The organism is Flavobacterium sp. AC105 (genome assembly GCF_979258495.1).
On the sequence record NZ_OZ409860.1, the window covers coordinates 3,208,975 to 3,225,021 of the forward strand.

A 16,047-nucleotide genomic window follows, 5' to 3' on the forward strand; every position below is an offset into this window, starting at 1 on the left:
TTTCATTGCGATAAAACCCATATCAGGTATAAATACTTATATCCTATTCGCAAAAGATGTCTATTTTTATATCCTTTATACACCAATTAATAATTGATACAAAATGGGGAAACCTTCTGAGATAAAAATAACATTAAAAGAATATGAGCCTTCAAATAATAATCCCATTTCAGTCAAAAATTCAGGAATTGTACTTTTAAGCAGTTATCTAATCATGGTGTTTGAAAGGCTTCATCTTGTCGAAGATAAACATTTTGTTACGCTGCAAAAACAAAAAGATGCCGTACAATATTTGCAATATATTATTACCGGATTAACCGAAACAGAAGAAGCTTATTTGCCGCTCAATAAAGTATTATGCGGTTTAGCACTCACGGATTCTGTTAGTGATAGAATAGAAATTTCAGAACAGGACAAACACCTTATCGAAGGATTGATAACCTCTGTAATTGAGCATTGGCCTACAATTGGCAAATCTTCAATAGACGGATTTAGAGGCAACTGGCTCGTTCGGGACGGTTTGCTTTTAGAATTAGAAGACAAATGGCAGCTTACGGTAAGCAATAAGGCTTATGATGTATTAATAAACAAATCTCCCTTTACTTTTTCTGTTATAAAATTTCCATGGATGAACAAGCCTTTGTTTGTCAATTGGCATTATTAGAAAATGAAACTGTAAAACAATCGTGAAAAATAAACTATCAGGAAATTATATGAATTGGACTAATCTTGAAAAATTATGGAAACGCGCGCTTTATCCTTCTGAAGTTTCTGGTTCGGATAATACGAGCTGGAACGAAGAAATTAAAACCTTATACCAATTAGGGATTAGTATGGATGATACTTTACAGTTTTTATATTTTGAAAAACCTGATTTTGAAACTTTTAAAAATTGGATCAACAATCGAAAGAAAAACGAAAATATAGAATTTGAAGATTATAAAGATAATATCCTCACAGAAGAAGATCTCCAGTTTTGGAACGAAAACGGGTATGTTATAGTAAAAAATGCAATTTCAAAAAAAGACTGCGAAGAAACACAACAGGCGATTTGGGATTTTTTAGAAATGGATCCTGACAAAAAAGATTCCTGGTATAAAACACATGAAAATCAAAAAGGATTAATGCTTAATTTTTTTGATCATGAAACCTTAAACAAAAACAGGTTTTCACCAAAAATAAAAAAAGCATACGAACAGCTTTATAACACATCCAAAATATATAAAACCATTGATAAAGTGAGTTTTAATCCTCCTGAAACTAACAGCTTTACTTTTTTAGGAAGTAGGCTTCATTGGGATACCAGTTTAAAACAGCCTATAAAATTTGGACTTCAGGGATTGCTTTATCTCACAGATTGTGGCGCTGATGATGGCGCTTTTCATTGTGTTCCGGGATTTCATAACAAAATAAATCATTGGCTTGATAACCTTGAACCAGATGAAAACCCAAGAGAAAAAGCCCTTAAAACATTGCAGCCAAAACCTGTAATTGGTAATGCAGGCGATTTTATAATCTGGAATAATAAGCTTCCGCATTGTGCAACCCCAAACAAAGGCAAAAATCCAAGAATGGTGCAATATCTCACTTATTTACCGGATGATTATAATGATTCTGGAGAATGGATTTAATTACTTACTTCGGCATAATTAATAAACAAAACTAAAAATCCCATCAATATAAAATGGGATTTTTTTATGCTTTTTAATCTGATAAATTCTACTCTTTGAATATTTATTTCTGTGTTTTGGCATTGATAAATTGCGTCAATTCCGGAACATTATCTGTTGCAATATAATCGACTTTTAAATTCATTAAAGTTATCCAGGTATTTGCATTGTCCTGCGTAGCCCAAAATCTGATTTTTTTATGCTGATCGTGAACTTTTTTAATGATCGCCTGTATTTTTTCCGAATCAGTTTTGGTCATTGCGTCTTTACCATTCCAGGACGCAATTCTTTTCAAATCCTCACTAATCATTTCAACGCGCGATAATTGTTCTGATGTGTAATTTTCGTTCAGTCTTCCGTCAAAATAAATAAATTCAGGATAATCCTTCCAGTTTGCCGGATTTGGCCTGTTTCCCGAAATAAGCACTTTTAAGTTTTTATTCGAAATAAGATCAGGATATGTTTTTAGTTGTTCAGCAATTAATTTTAAGGTTGCATCAGCATCAGATTTAATGTCAATCATTAAAATTAAAGGCTTATTATCCGGATATGTTTTTCCGTCTAAATCCTTTAATTTCGAAGAAAGCGGCTCTAAATAAAGACTTCGCAGCGTGTTAGAAGCTGTAATATCTTTTGAATTATGGGCAACCGGCAAATCGTTATTTACTATAAAAACATCAGCTTCTATAACGCCGGCTTCATTAGCATATGCTTCATAAAATGGCTGTTTACCGGCATAATCATTATGCGAATGTATGTTTGATGAACTGTATTCCTGCGCTTGTACAAACACTAAAAAATGGAGGCAAAAAAGGGTGATTGTTCTTTTCATTTCAATTGAATTTATTTCTTTTTAAAGTCGTAGGTAACTTCATAACGAAAGTAATTTGTCAGGATCAAATTGTTTTTATGGCTGGATTAAGGTTGTGTTACTTTATACGCACAAACAGTTATTCTTACTCTTAGGACTTTCGCTCATATTTCAATAACTTTGAACTTTATATGCAAGCAAATCTTAGAGAACATATCGAAAAAATAATTCCGCTGACAGATGATGAGTTTGCTTTTGTGTCCACTCATTTTACCACCAAAAAGTTTAAGAAACATCAATTTCTTATTCAGGAAAGTCATCCTGTAAAGTATTCTTATTTTATAATTTCCGGACTTTTAAAATTAGTTTACACCGATAATAAAGCAAAACAGCATATTGTTTCTTTTGCTATGGAAGATTGGTGGGAAAGTGATTATTATGCCTTTTTTACTCAAACCGAAGCTACAATGTCATTAGAATGTCTGGAAGATACTGAGGTACTTTGCTGTACGCTTGAAGATTATAAAAAGTTATGTGATGGTTTGCAAAAAATGGAACGTTTTTTTCTGGAAAAAGCAACTTTTGGTTTTCTGGGCTCTCAACGTCGGATAATTTCCTGGCAGACTTCTAACTCAAAAGAACGTTACGAGCATTTTCTAAAACAATATCCATCTCTTACGCAACGTGTTCCCAAAAGCTTAATTGCTTCTTATTTAGGCGTTTCCCGAGAAACCCTGAGCAGATTATCTTCCTGATGTGACAAATCTCACTACAAATTCGTGAGGAATGTCAAGACGCTATTCCGGTTGTTATCTACAATTTTGCAGTACAAATTTTAAACTGTAATCGTAAAAACAACAACAAAATTTTTAGCCTTACTGTTATTATCAACGCTGTCAATATTGGCACAAACTAAAAATGGAAAACAAATGGAAAAAAGAGCAATTAATCCTTGGGAATGGCAAAACCAACGCAGTTATGTACAAGCCGTAGAAGTAAAAAATCCGGAAGGAACACTTTATGTTTCAGGACAAACGGCGATAAGTGCTGACGGAATTTCAAGTGACGAAAACATGGAATCTCAAATAAAACTGGCGTTAAAAAATCTGGAACAAGTAATCACACAGGCGGGCTACGAATGCAAAGGAATCGTTAGATTAAATATTTACACTACAAATACTGCTGAACTTTGGCCGCATTTTAATCTTATTCAGGATTGGGTTGCGAAACATGGCATGAAACAAGCCACAACTTTACTGGAAGTAAAAAGCCTTTTTGAAACTTTAAAAGTGGAATTGGAAGCAACTGTAGTTAAATAATCTATCCCATAAAATTTCAAATTATGGGTTTAAATTATTGAATTATTTTTAAACCAAAAAGTAGATTAATTCGTACATATAAATAACGATCGTCCTGAATGAGATAAGTTCAATTCACTGTTTACGTTTTTGGAAAAATATTGGATTTTATCTCATTTGGATTGTTGTTTTTTCTATTTCAAAATATTATTGCTGCGGAAGCAAATCATCCAAATCAGATAAAGTATAGAATTTAAGATCATTAAGCTTCATATATTTACAAATAAATTCTAAGGTTTCAATTTTTGTTTGATAATTTTCAGTAACATTTATGACTGGTTTATGACCGCATAAAATCAAAATTTTATCGTTCTTTTTGGCATAATCCAACAATTCTAAAAGATACGGAATACTAAAATGAATGTGGCTGTTATCGATATCAAACGCAAATACAATTTTTGATTTATTAAAATAACTGTCTTGTTTTTCAGGAACTTCACCTCCAAAAGCCCTTCCTCTTATAATTTTATATTTAGACGATAATGCTTTGTCAAGTGCATCAGATCTTTCTCCGTACGGATAAGCGAAAGACGTAACTTTAAACGATAATTTTTTCATGGAAACAATCATAGGATCTATTTCCTGCTTTACATAAGCGTCGATTCCGTGTTTTTGAACAAATTTTACGGCATTGTAATGATGATAACCGTGACCCGCAATTTCATGACCTTCTTTTTGCATTTGCAGCAATTTTTGTATCTGAGGTTTTCCTATCGAATCGATTCTGCAGACATTAAAAGTGGCTTTCCAAGAGTATTTTTTCAAAGCCTGATCTGCCATATACCATTCGTCTACATAAGCATCATCAAAAGATAAAATAACACCGGCTTTATATGATTTTGGCTCCGGTTTTTGTTTTTTGGTTTCGCAGGAAAAAAAAGTTAAGAACATTACAAACAACATTGCTTTAATAAAAAATATCTTCATGAATTGTTTTGGCGTTAAAAGTTAAGTTCTTAAATAAGAAAAATATTAATCAATTTAAAGATAGGTATTTCTTAATTACCAAAAATCAATTAATATCTTTTATATTTTTATTTGCTGGCGCATTCGAAATAACCTTCTCTTTGAACAGAACTTTTACACCAGGTCGACATTGGAACAATATAAGCATCCGGACGTCTTTTTTTTGCTTTGAGCAATATTGCTTCGGCTTCAGATCGATCATTAACGATTGCAATACTTCGGTAAGATCCCTGTCTGAAATAGATAACAGCGTTTGGAATTCCAAATCTTCTATCCATAATTCCAATTTCGTCCTGCGCACTTTTCAGGTTCGAATCTCCGCCCAAAATCACGCCCCATGCACTATTTTCATTTACAGCTTTTTGGGCATTTTCGACCAGAACAGCATTAGACGAAATTGTCTTTTTTACAGAAGCCTGAATAAGATTGGTTTCCTTTTTTAGTTCCGTGCTTTTGGTTTGAATATCTGAGATTTTCTTTTTTAAATCCGGATTTGTAGTTTCCTTTTTTGCTTCGGCCAAAAGCTTCGAAGTACTGTCTAATTGTTTTGCCTGAGCGCTTATAGTTGCCTGAGCTTCTTTTAAAGCAATATCAGATTTCGTGATTCCTTTTTTCCATTTCATGCCCACAATACTTCCTTCTTCAAAACCGGCTTTTATCATGATATCATTGAAGGTTGTTGGAAATAATAATAAGGCAATAAAAACAATAAGCAGCACAAAATCTCTTAATAAGGCAGCCAGATCTTTTCCGGTTGCTACAATAGCAGAAAAAAATGAGGGCGTAATATTGGTTTCTTTTTCCATGATTTTTAGTATTTATATTTCCATAATTATTTCTGTGTTTATGTCGTAAATAATTTATTTATGGAGATAAATTGCTGCTTCTTATAATTATATAAATAACATAATCAATTAAGATATTTCTTTTTTTATACCACAGCATTCTTAATTTGATCAAACCTGAGTAAATCTTCCCCATAAAGCGTCTGCTCTGTTAAATACGTTTGGCGTTGTTTCCTGTATCGAATCGTGGAATTTTGAAAAGTTTCCTGCGCTGCAATGAATCACTTTTTTCATTTTTCCATTCTCTATTTCAGACACAATACCTACATGCCCAATTTTTGAGCCTGCTCCAAATACCACAATACATCCAACTTCCGGAATCGTTAGTTTTTCAAAAATACCGGCCTGGCTGTTAACATCTTCAACCATTGAATCTGTGTAGATCCAACCACCAAATTTTTTATAAAATGGTATTGTTGATTTTCTGGATAATCCAAAGACCCAACAAACAAAACCGCTGCAATCGCATTCATTATTAGATGTAGGTTCTTTTAAGGCAGGATTCATTCCGCCCGAACCTAACTTATATTTAATGCCGTGATTGACCACAGATCGTGCGCGTACGATAAAATTATTTGGATTTTCCGGTTCTGTAGATTTCACTTCTTCAGGAACATCTTCAACATTTGGAATCTGAATCAGCTGACCTACAAAAATGTGGTCTACATTTTTGATATCCTTATTAAAAGCTAATATCAGACTGACCGGAACTGAAAACTTTTTGGCTATTTTCGATAAGGTATCGCTGCTTTTTACTTTATAAAACATGATTAAAGTTTTAGGGGTTATACAATGGTTTGAAATTAATCTTATGCCAAAATTAATTGTTTTGAAACCATAAAACACGGGGATAAACACCCTATTTTCAATCAGTTAAATCAAATACATTCTAAAAGAAGAAACTCATTTTACCTCTGTAATTAAAGTTTACCTCTAAGATTCAGCTAAATTTTGTTTTTCAAAAAAAAATACTTTAAGTTTTATAAAGAATAAATAAATACACACAAAAATTGTATATTTATTCTTTTTACATGCAGTCCGGAAATACATTGAACAGTTAATAATGAGTAACTTATAAATAAATCCACAGATGCAGAAAATCTTAACTTCCATAATAGTGCTCTTATGTTTCTCATTTGCATCGGGTCAGACAAAAGTAACCGACAGTACTAAAACTTCGGCGAAAGCCAAGAATATCGATTTTAATGTAATGCCTTATCTTAATTACAACAGAACTCTTGATTTTATGTTTGGCGCAATCCCAATGATGATGTACAAACTGGACAAAAACGACACTATTTCGCCTAAATCCTTGTCTGGTATTTCTGCCGTTTATACGACCAATAAATCTTATTTTATAGCTTCTTTCAATAAATTGTATTTTAAAGAAGATACCTGGCGCGCGCAATTGTTTTTTGTAACAGGAAATCAAAACGCACAATTTTATGTGGATGATATTGATACGCCTGATTTTTATGATTATGCCACTAAAAAAACAATTGTTGGCGTAACGCTTCAGCGTAAAATAATTAAATATTTATATGGTGGTCTGGGATATTCTTATGCACATTATGATACTGCTTATCAAGATGATATCCAGCCATCTTCGGTATCTCACACAAATGGTTTGCAGGTAAATATGATGTATGATACGCGCGACGCTGTTTATTATCCTACTAAAGGGGAGAAAATAAAATTGCGATGGATTAGTTATCCGGAATGGCTTGGAAATGATGTTAGTGCCAGTAAAATTCTCTCGGAATACAATAAATATTTTCCGATGCGCAACGGAACTGATGTTCTCGCAGCCCGTTTTGCCGGAAAATTTGGCTTGGGAAATATTTCTTTCGAACAGCAAGTTACTATTGGTGGAGAAGATGTGAGAGGATATTCTGAAGGAAAATATCGCGGCGACGGACTTATGGCAATACAAGGTGAATACCGGTACAACTTTAATAAAAAAATGGGGCTTGTAGGTTTTGCCGGAGTTGCTACTATTTATGGTTCTGATACGGAAAGTTTCAACTGGAATTTATATCCGGGAGCTGGTGTAGGATATCGCTACAGGGCTTTTAAAACCGAAAAATTTAATGTAGGACTTGATGCCGCTATTGGAAAAGGCGATTGGGGAATTTATTTCAGAATTGGTGAAGCTTTTTAAAACTCATTATTTCTAATCTGGAACATTAAATTCATCCTATTTTTAAAAATATCACAAACTTGCAAAATAACGTATCGATATATCTCGATATATAATTATATATTTGTAATATGGATATTGTAGAAATAAATAAGGTATTGTCTAACCAAATTCGGATAGATATGCTAAACTGGCTCAAAAAACCGGAAGATAATTTTCCGCAGCAAATATATGTTCCTGATTTTAGTGATGGCGTTTGTGTTTGTCACATTCAGGATAAAACAGGATTGTCTCAATCGACTGTTTCACATTATTTAACGATGCTTCAAAAAGTAAATTTGCTGATTGCGACCAGACATGGAAAATGGACGTATTACAGAAGAAATGAAAGCGAAATTGAGAAGTATATTCAGACATTGTCTACCGAACTCTAAACTATTTTTCATTTAAAAAGTCAACAAAACAATTCAATTAATGGAACAAGATTTATTACTTATAGGAGCCAGCGCTTTAAGAAAAGCGGCCATGAATGAAGAAGCAAAAAAATATATTCTTTCGAATGAAATTTTATTCAAAACACTCAAAAAAGCGGCAGACAGATATATTGGCGGCGAAACATTAGAATTATTGCTGCTTCTAAAAAATAAACGGTTATATAAATTTCAATTTTTAAAATTCCAAATTCCAATTTACTTAGGTACTACTTAAGGTTTGGAATTTGGAATTTTAAATATTGGAATTTTAACCTTTCTTACTTTGTGCTATAAAATCACTTACTGATTTGGCAAAATATGGCGAATCATTCCAACGTATTTTGCGGTAAGCAAAATCTTTTTTTAGGGATTCGGGAAGGCAATTCCAGATTGCTTCATTCATTTTTTCAAGCAATAATTTTTTTGAAAACGAATCAGAAACTACAAGGCTAATTTCTCTTACCGGTTTTGGTTCTCTAAAGGGTTTAAAAAGTTCTAAATCCTTTTCATTCAAAACAGAAAGTTCCGGTATAATGGCAAATCCTAATTGTGCACGAACCAAATTCTTTAAAGTTTCAATTGAGGTAATATCATATGTAAACTGTTCTTTTATTTTCCCCGGATTTTTTATTCCGCATATATCCAGCAATTGTGCATTGTAACAAAACTCGCTATGCAGCAGCAATAATTCGGTTTTGTCTCCTGGCTGGAGCTCATAAAAATCTTTATCAACCATTGGATGGTGTTTATTTAGATAAGCCACAAAAGGTTCCTTGAAAATTGGGTGTTCAATCAAATTTGGATTTCCTGTAGGAGTCGCCATTAATACAACATCTAATGCACCTGTTTCCAGTTCTTTCATTAATTGTCCTGTATTGGCTTCTTTTATAATAAAGTGAACTTTGGGAGTTGCCTCTTTCATGGCCTTAATAAATAACGGAATTAAATATGGAGATAATGTAGTTATTACCCCTACTTTGACTTCGCCTTCTAATAAGTTTTTTTCATTCACCACAAAATCCCGAATTTCATCCGCTTCGCGCAGAATCTTTTTTGCCCGGTTTATAATTTCTATGCCAAGTAATGTAGGCGTTAATGGTACTTTATTTCTGTCGAAAATTTTAATACCAATTTCTTCTTCCAGATTTTTTAACTGAATCGTAAGTCCCGGCTGTGTAACCATACATATTTCAGCAGCTCTTGCAAAATGACGTTCTTCATCTAATGCTACAATATATTTTAATTGCTGTATGGTCATAATTATAAATTTATTTTATAAAGATAAATAAAATACTAAATCTGCTTATAACAGAATTTTCAAAATGCAGTTATTTTTAAAAATCCTGAATTCTCATTTCGTAAAATATCTTAGATTGATTTTAATTTTATGTTTTTATTCTCTTTTTTTAAGGGAAAAGCCCTGTTTAAGTAAAAATAAGCGTCCTTATTTCCACCATAATCTATTAAAAATCTTTAATTTTAAGTTCTAAAATCCACTTTTATGAAAAACTACATTCTACTATTCGTTTCTGTTTTAGCATTATCTTTTAATTCTTGCACCACAATGAAAGAAACCACAAAAACTGCTGATCTCTATAATACTTCATGGGAACTAGAATATATTTCTGGTCCGCGTATTGCTTTTGAAGGTTTATATCCTGATAAAAAACCATTTATAAAATTTAATGAATCTACAAAAGAAGTATCTGGAAATGCAGGATGTAACGGATATAGTGCTCCATATACTTTAAAAGGAAAATCTTTAACTTTTGGAGAACAAGGACCAGCTACAATGATGTATTGTGAAGGTGGCGGCGAACAGACTTTTTTACAAATGATCAAAAAAGTTAATGCTTACTCAATTGACAAAGATGGAAAACTTAATTTATTATTAAATGATGTTCCAATGATGAGATTTAAAAAAGTAACTAAATAATTTTACCTCTTTAAATTAAACTAATAAATAAAAAACACCTTTCACTATTATTTCTAAATAGTGAAAGGTGTTTTTTATGTAAAATTATAGAACAATACTTCTTAAGATTATATCTCAATATATAGATTTGAAAATACACTTGGTAATTTTAATTAATGATATTAAATAGAAAAAGGGCCTAACTTTAAAAGTCAAACCCTTTTTCACCAACCGAATCTATCTTCCTAGAAACTTGAGTTTCTATTTATTATTCTGATCTTTTATATATATAATAAATTCAGATCTTCTGTTTAATTCATATTCAGCTTCTGTACATTTTGATTCGTTACCACAATTATTAATAAGCTGTGTTTCTCCGTATCCGTCACCCCAGATTCTGTCTTTAGGAATTCCACCTTCAATAATGATGTAATCCATAGTAGTTTTTGCTCTGTTTTTCGATAGTCTTAAATTGTAATCATCTTTACCTCTGCTATCTGTATGCGACTTAACTTCTATTGAAATACTAGGACGCGTTTTCATTAAATTAATTACTTTATCCAATTCAACTTTAGATGTTTTACGTAACGTATATCCTCCGTAATCAAAATAAATTGGATTCAATTTTAATCTCTCTGTAAGATTATCACCTTCTTTAAGCGTTACTACTTTATTATCTACAATAACTGATAACTCATTAAATAAAGCAACTGGTATTTCTTTCTTATCAGCAATTTTCTGACCTTCAACAAATATTCTTTCTGTTGTATATCCTTTCTTTTTAAATTCGAAAGTATGGTTTTTCAACGGTGGTAAATCAATTGTATAGTTACCGGATTCGTCTGAAAATAATGTTTTAACAGGCTGGTTTAAATCATCATATACTACAATTTCAACACCACTTAACGCTTCTCCGCTGATACTGTCTTTTACAGTTCCGTAATAAACCGGATTAACTTTAAATGGAAAAGTTAAAGGTGTAATTTCTGTAAACTTGTAGATATCATCATCGCCTGTTCCGTCTTTTCTATTAGAAGAGAAAAATCCTTTTTTAGAGTCATTATCTATTACATAAGCAAAATCATCGCTAATTGTATTTATTGGCTCTCCAACGTTTACCACTACATATTTACCATCGCTGTTTTTTGCTGCTGCAAAAACATCTAATCCTCCTAAACCCGGGTGTCCGTCAGAAGAGAAATATAATATTCCGCTGTTGTCTACAAAAGGAAATGTTTCCCTGCCGTATGTATTTATTTCTTCTCCTAAAGATTCTGCTTTGTTAGCAAATCCTCCGCTTTTTTTTCTGCTGATTACATATAAATCAGTATCTGTCATTTTCTTTTGTCTGTTCGACACAAAATATAACTGGTCATCTTCAGGGCTTAATGCAGGATGCGCAGATGAAGTTCCATCCATATTAATTGGATAAGGAAGTTCTTGTATGTTAACCCATTTACCATTTACTTTCTGAGCCTGAAAAAGCTTAAGATCCGCATTTGATTTTTTGGTGTCTTTTTGAACTGTTAAATTTGGATTTTTTGACTTGTCAATTTCTGCTGATCTTGTAAAATACATTGTCAAACCATCTTTTGTCAGTACTGGTGTACTTTGATGGTATTTTGTATTAATATCTCCTGCAAGTTTTTTTGCATTTTCGAGTTTTCCTTCCTCATTGATTTGGGCTGAATATAACTTAAGAAAAGGTTTTTCGTTCCAATCATTTCTTCGTTTAATAAAATACCCGGAATCTTTGGCTGTAGCAAAAATCACTTCTTTATACTTAGGCAGTTTTTTAAAGTTTTTAGCTTCAGTATCTTGTTTTTCTACTATTTTATCGTCTTTTTTCTTGTTTTTATCTTCAATTTCTGTTTTTGCTGCTAGTTTATTGCCATCATCTTTTCTTCTTTTGGCAGCATTTTCTCTGATAATTCTGATTTTTTCAGCTTTTTCAAATTTAGCTATTTCAAGTACCTGCTGTATTGCTTCTTCATTTGGAATGAATGCAACTCCAAAATCTGAAACTTTAGAATTTACACCTGACTGATCTAAATTATCATATCTGTTTGATTGTTCCTGAATCGCTTTTGAATATTCTTTCGGGTCCCATTTTTTAGCTTCTTCCGGTTTCCCTGCTTTGTTGTAATATTTGCTCATGACAGCAAATGTCTGATCAGCCTGATTGTTTGCTCTTAAACATATTGAATATCTGTAATAGTATTCCGGTGCATAATCAGATCCGTCTTCCATTAATTTAGTGTACCATTTTAATGCGTTGGCATAATCTGAATTAAAAAAGTAAGTATCTCCTAAACGACCGTAAACTTCTTTCGATTTGTTTCCCTTTTCGATCAATTTTTCATACATTTTTCCCGCCTTTATAAAAGCAAGTTCATCGTATTTTGCATTTGCTCTTGCGACTTGTTTATCTTGCTTTTGAGAAAAGCCGATTGTACTACTTAAACAAAAAAGTAAAATAAGTATTTTGTGTATTTTTATTCCCATAATTAATTTTAATTAGTTTTATTTAGAAAAATCTTGGTAACATTATTTTGGATTTAGATCTCTCGAAAATTCAAATCTTAAAAAAGATTTTTATGAGATGCTGAATATTAGTTTACAAACTTGTTGTTTTAGATATCGCATAAACATCTATATCACAAGAACCTGAGACTTAAAATCCAAGAATTACAGGTAATGAATTTCATGTTTCATTGCTGTATTATTCAATGGGCAAAATTATAATATCATCTATTCTTGATGCGACACGGAAAGTCATAAAACCGACATAATACGGTAAAATGTAAACTATTGTTTAAAATAAAGTATTAAATAAAGAGGAATAGGATTTGAATTTATCGCATAAAAAAGCGCCTTGAACTAAATTCAAGACGCTTTTGTTTTGGTGTTTACTATTTAAAGGAGTATTTTAGAAATAATCTTTTTGAATATTATTATATTGCTATTATAATAAATTCACTTCGCCTGTTGGCCTGATGCTGTTCTTCGGTGCATTTTACACCATCAGAACATCCGTTTACAAGTTGTGTTTCTCCATAACCTTTGCCGGTTAATCTGTTAGGATCTATGCCTTTTTTTACCAGCCATTCTACGGTCGATTTTGCTCTTTTATCAGATAAGGTTTCGTTGTATTTAAATGAGGCACGGCTATCTGTATACGATCGAATATCGAGTTTGAGGGTTGGATTGTGCTTTAAAGCGGCAAGTATTTTTTCTAAATCCATTTCGGCCTGGCTTTCAATATCAAATTTATTCAGATCAAAATAAATCATTTTTATGCCAAAACATTTTGCCAAATCGTCTCCAATTTTCAATTTACAGCGTGCACTGTCCAGAGTTATTGGTAAACTGGTTTTTCCATTTAGTTTTCCAATTGTAGCTGTAACTTCTTTTGGTGAATAATCCGGTTTTTCGGCTTTTATTGTATACGTTTTACCGCATTCTATTGGTAAACTGTAAAATCCTGCGGCATCTGAAATTGTGGTATTTTTGAGGACTTGATTTTCATATAAACTGACTTTTGTTTCGGGTAAAATGATCCCTGTTATTGCATTGGTAATAACTCCGTCTAATTCCTGAATGCATTTTAGTTTTCTGGTTTCTAAAAACGTATAAATATCATCAGAACCTTGCCCGCCATCTTTATTAGAACTGAAATAACCACGTCTGGAAACGGGATCAATAATATAAGCAAAATCGTCTTTTGGAGAATTAATATCGGCACCCAGATTCTGTATTCCGCTAATGGTTCCGTTGTCTTCGATCTGACCAACAAAAACATCTAATCCGCCAAGTCCGGGATGTCCATCTGATGAAAAATATATTTCATCTTCATTGGTTACGTACGGAAACGTTTCTTTTCCTTCGGTATTGATACTTTTTCCTAAGTTTACAGGTGTTCCAAAACTGTTATCATTATTAATGTTGACTTTATAAATATCCGATTGTCCTAGACTTCCCGGCATATCTGATGCAAAATACATTGTTTTTTCGTCCGGACTAAGTGCAGGATGTGCGGTGCTGTAATTATCGCTCGCAAACGAAACTGGCGTTATATTCGTCCATTTGTCTTTTTCGAGTGTGGCTTTGTATATTTTTATTAAGGTTGTCTGAGTAGTATCTTTTCCTTTTTTGCCTTTTACGAAATTGTTTCTGGTAAAATAAACCGTTTTGCCATCTTTTGTAAATACCGGAGAAGATTCGTGAAATCTGGAATTTATCTCCGTTTTGAATTTGTTTACTTTTGAAGGAAGATTTGTTGCCGGATCAATATCGGCATCATAAATATTGGTAAAATATTCTCCCGTCCATTTGTGTTTTCGCTGTGTAAAATTTCCTGTGTCTCTTGCCGAAGCAAAATATATTTTATTGTTATAAACAAATGCTCCGTAATCTGAGTATTTACTGTTTATTCCGGCGTTTTCTATTTGATAACGTCCTGAATTTATTTCGATTTCTTCGCGATAATTTTCATCTTGTTTGTAAATTTTAACTCTGTTATCTGCTGTATTTCCGGCATTGAATTCATCGAAAATTTTATTCGCTTTTTCGGTTTGTCCGGTTGATTTTAGCGATTGTGCGTATCGATAATAATATTCGGGTTCAACGGCTACATTCATCGCAAATAAATCACTATAAGATTTTGCGGCATTTTCAAAATCAGAATTAAAGTAATAGGAATTTCCCAGTTTTTTAAACATATCCTCAGATTTATACCCTTTATCGGCTAAACGCTGATATGTTTTAATGGCATCCATATAAGCATAATTGCTGTAGTTTTTATCTCCGGCATTTAACTTTGACTGCTGGGAATAAATGCTAAATGAAAAAACATTTACAATTGTCAGGTATAGTAGTATATAATTTTTCATCGTGCTTGTTTTTAAAAGAAACGTGGGATTGTCATTTTACCATTATTTTTGAAGAATTCATAACGCAGAAATATCTCGTGTGATCCTGAATTATAATTGTTTAAATGAGTGGTTTCTCTGTCGTAACCATATCCTATATAAAGTCCGTCAGTAATCTGAAATCCAGCCATTGCACTTAAGGATGCGCTCCATCTGTAAGCAACTCCAACCACAAATTTATCGATGAACATAAAATTGGCAGAAACATCTACCTGAAGCGGCGCACCTTCTACCATTTTGGCCAAAACAGCGGGTTTGAATCTTATATATTCTAATTTATCCAGATTGAATACATAACCTGCCATTAAATAATAATTGATTTTATCTTTGAAAATCGCCACATCGTTATCATCATATCGATTGGTTTCGATGAAATTAGGAACTGATAATCCGATGTAAGCCCTATCTGAATGCCAATAAACCCCTGCTCCTACATTTGGTGAAAATTTATTGTCCAGATCCTGAAATTGCGGATCTCCCTGATCTGCAGGATTCAATTTGTTGATGTCTAAATTGAAGATATTGGCAGTTCCTTTTATTCCGAAGGAAAGTTTAAAATCGGCAGAAGTCTGAACGGTATATGAAATATCGGCAGATAAGTTGTTTTCGTTAGTTGGACCAATTTTATCGTTAACCAGCGATATACCAACTCCTAATCTACTATTGTTTATGGGCGTATTGATAGAAAAACTGCTGGTTTCCGGCGCTCCGTCAAGACCAATCCATTGCGTGCGGTACAAACCGAAAATACTAAGTGCGCCGCGAGAACCTGCATAGGCAGGATTTATATTGATGGTGTTGTACATGTATTGGGTAAACTGCGAGTCTTGTTGTGCAAATCCCAAAGCAGCTACAAACATAATAACCAAGGAAAATAATTTAGTTCTCATAGTAGATAATTTATTTGGTGCATATATTACTCATTAAAAAACCATTTG

The 16,047-nt window shown here is 32.7% G+C and carries 16 protein-coding genes; 8 read left to right on the forward strand and 8 right to left on the reverse strand.

The window, feature by feature from the left end; translation table 11 throughout:
- The first annotated feature begins 103 nt into the window (after positions 1 to 103).
- Both ACZ0AH_RS13140 and ACZ0AH_RS13145 read left to right on the forward strand, forming a co-directional pair.
- Positions 104 to 664: a contractile injection system tape measure protein gene (locus ACZ0AH_RS13140; RefSeq protein WP_463476248.1), complete on the forward strand. Its 561-nt coding sequence runs from the start codon at positions 104 to 106 to the stop codon at positions 662 to 664.
- 22 nt (positions 665 to 686) lie between these two features.
- Entirely contained in the window at positions 687 to 1,631 is a 945-nt protein-coding gene (locus ACZ0AH_RS13145; RefSeq protein WP_463476249.1) for a phytanoyl-CoA dioxygenase family protein, read from the forward strand.
- A gap of 103 nt (positions 1,632 to 1,734) precedes the next feature.
- On the opposite strand, the gene ACZ0AH_RS13150 is transcribed toward ACZ0AH_RS13145, so the two are convergent.
- On the reverse strand, positions 1,735 to 2,502 hold the full coding sequence (locus tag ACZ0AH_RS13150; protein WP_463476250.1) for a phosphatidylinositol-specific phospholipase C/glycerophosphodiester phosphodiesterase family protein: 768 nt from the start codon (positions 2,500 to 2,502) through the stop codon (positions 1,735 to 1,737).
- Between the two features lie 170 nt (positions 2,503 to 2,672).
- Here ACZ0AH_RS13150 and ACZ0AH_RS13155 point away from each other — a divergent pair, with 170 nt between their 5' ends.
- Both ACZ0AH_RS13155 and ACZ0AH_RS13160 read left to right on the forward strand, forming a co-directional pair.
- Positions 2,673 to 3,236 (forward strand): Crp/Fnr family transcriptional regulator, encoded by a 564-nt coding sequence (locus ACZ0AH_RS13155; protein WP_463476251.1) that lies wholly within the window; start codon positions 2,673 to 2,675, stop codon positions 3,234 to 3,236.
- Positions 3,237 to 3,410: 174 nt separating this feature from the next.
- The gene (locus tag ACZ0AH_RS13160) at positions 3,411 to 3,800 is read left to right on the forward strand and encodes a RidA family protein (RefSeq protein WP_463476252.1); all 390 of its coding nucleotides are present in this window, start codon (positions 3,411 to 3,413) and stop codon (positions 3,798 to 3,800) included.
- A 186-nt stretch (positions 3,801 to 3,986) separates the two neighbouring features.
- Here the strand turns inward: ACZ0AH_RS13160 and ACZ0AH_RS13165 are convergent, their stop codons facing one another.
- The 3 genes from ACZ0AH_RS13165 to ACZ0AH_RS13175 form a co-directional block, all read right to left on the reverse strand.
- A complete protein-coding gene (locus ACZ0AH_RS13165) occupies positions 3,987 to 4,766 on the reverse strand; it encodes a polysaccharide deacetylase family protein (RefSeq protein ID WP_463476253.1) in 780 nt (259 codons plus the stop codon).
- Between the two features lie 107 nt (positions 4,767 to 4,873).
- Positions 4,874 to 5,611 carry a hypothetical protein gene (locus ACZ0AH_RS13170; RefSeq protein WP_463476254.1) on the reverse strand — a complete coding sequence of 246 codons (738 nt, stop codon included), beginning with the start codon at positions 5,609 to 5,611 and terminating at the stop codon, positions 4,874 to 4,876.
- Positions 5,612 to 5,761: 150 nt separating this feature from the next.
- Positions 5,762 to 6,418, reverse strand: coding sequence for a LysM peptidoglycan-binding domain-containing protein (locus ACZ0AH_RS13175; protein WP_463476255.1), 657 nt, complete (start codon positions 6,416 to 6,418; stop codon positions 5,762 to 5,764).
- A 322-nt stretch (positions 6,419 to 6,740) separates the two neighbouring features.
- On the opposite strand from ACZ0AH_RS13175, the gene ACZ0AH_RS13180 reads away from it, so the two are divergent.
- The 3 genes from ACZ0AH_RS13180 (at position 6,741) to ACZ0AH_RS13190 (ending at position 8,498) form a co-directional block, all read left to right on the forward strand.
- Entirely contained in the window at positions 6,741 to 7,811 is a 1,071-nt protein-coding gene (locus ACZ0AH_RS13180) for a BamA/TamA family outer membrane protein (protein ID WP_463476256.1), read from the forward strand.
- A 110-nt stretch (positions 7,812 to 7,921) separates the two neighbouring features.
- Positions 7,922 to 8,224 (forward strand): ArsR/SmtB family transcription factor, encoded by a 303-nt coding sequence (locus ACZ0AH_RS13185; protein WP_463476257.1) that lies wholly within the window; start codon positions 7,922 to 7,924, stop codon positions 8,222 to 8,224.
- A gap of 40 nt (positions 8,225 to 8,264) precedes the next feature.
- Positions 8,265 to 8,498: a hypothetical protein gene (locus ACZ0AH_RS13190; RefSeq protein ID WP_463476258.1), complete on the forward strand. Its 234-nt coding sequence runs from the start codon at positions 8,265 to 8,267 to the stop codon at positions 8,496 to 8,498.
- A 33-nt stretch (positions 8,499 to 8,531) separates the two neighbouring features.
- On the opposite strand, the gene ACZ0AH_RS13195 is transcribed toward ACZ0AH_RS13190, so the two are convergent.
- On the reverse strand, positions 8,532 to 9,521 hold the full coding sequence (locus ACZ0AH_RS13195; protein WP_463476259.1) for a LysR substrate-binding domain-containing protein: 990 nt from the start codon (positions 9,519 to 9,521) through the stop codon (positions 8,532 to 8,534).
- Between the two features lie 243 nt (positions 9,522 to 9,764).
- Here ACZ0AH_RS13195 and ACZ0AH_RS13200 point away from each other — a divergent pair, with 243 nt between their 5' ends.
- Complete coding sequence (locus ACZ0AH_RS13200; RefSeq protein WP_463476260.1) at positions 9,765 to 10,199, forward strand: META domain-containing protein; 435 nt, start codon at positions 9,765 to 9,767, stop codon at positions 10,197 to 10,199.
- Between the two features lie 240 nt (positions 10,200 to 10,439).
- Here the strand turns inward: ACZ0AH_RS13200 and ACZ0AH_RS13205 are convergent, their stop codons facing one another.
- From ACZ0AH_RS13205 to ACZ0AH_RS13215, 3 genes are all read right to left on the reverse strand, one after another.
- Positions 10,440 to 12,683 (reverse strand): OmpA family protein, encoded by a 2,244-nt coding sequence (locus ACZ0AH_RS13205; protein ID WP_463476261.1) that lies wholly within the window; start codon positions 12,681 to 12,683, stop codon positions 10,440 to 10,442.
- Between the two features lie 449 nt (positions 12,684 to 13,132).
- The gene (locus ACZ0AH_RS13210) at positions 13,133 to 15,070 is read right to left on the reverse strand and encodes an OmpA family protein (RefSeq protein WP_463476262.1); all 1,938 of its coding nucleotides are present in this window, start codon (positions 15,068 to 15,070) and stop codon (positions 13,133 to 13,135) included.
- Positions 15,071 to 15,081: 11 nt separating this feature from the next.
- Positions 15,082 to 15,999 carry a PorP/SprF family type IX secretion system membrane protein gene (locus ACZ0AH_RS13215; RefSeq protein ID WP_463476263.1) on the reverse strand — a complete coding sequence of 306 codons (918 nt, stop codon included), beginning with the start codon at positions 15,997 to 15,999 and terminating at the stop codon, positions 15,082 to 15,084.
- Between the last annotated feature and the right edge of the window lie 48 nt (positions 16,000 to 16,047).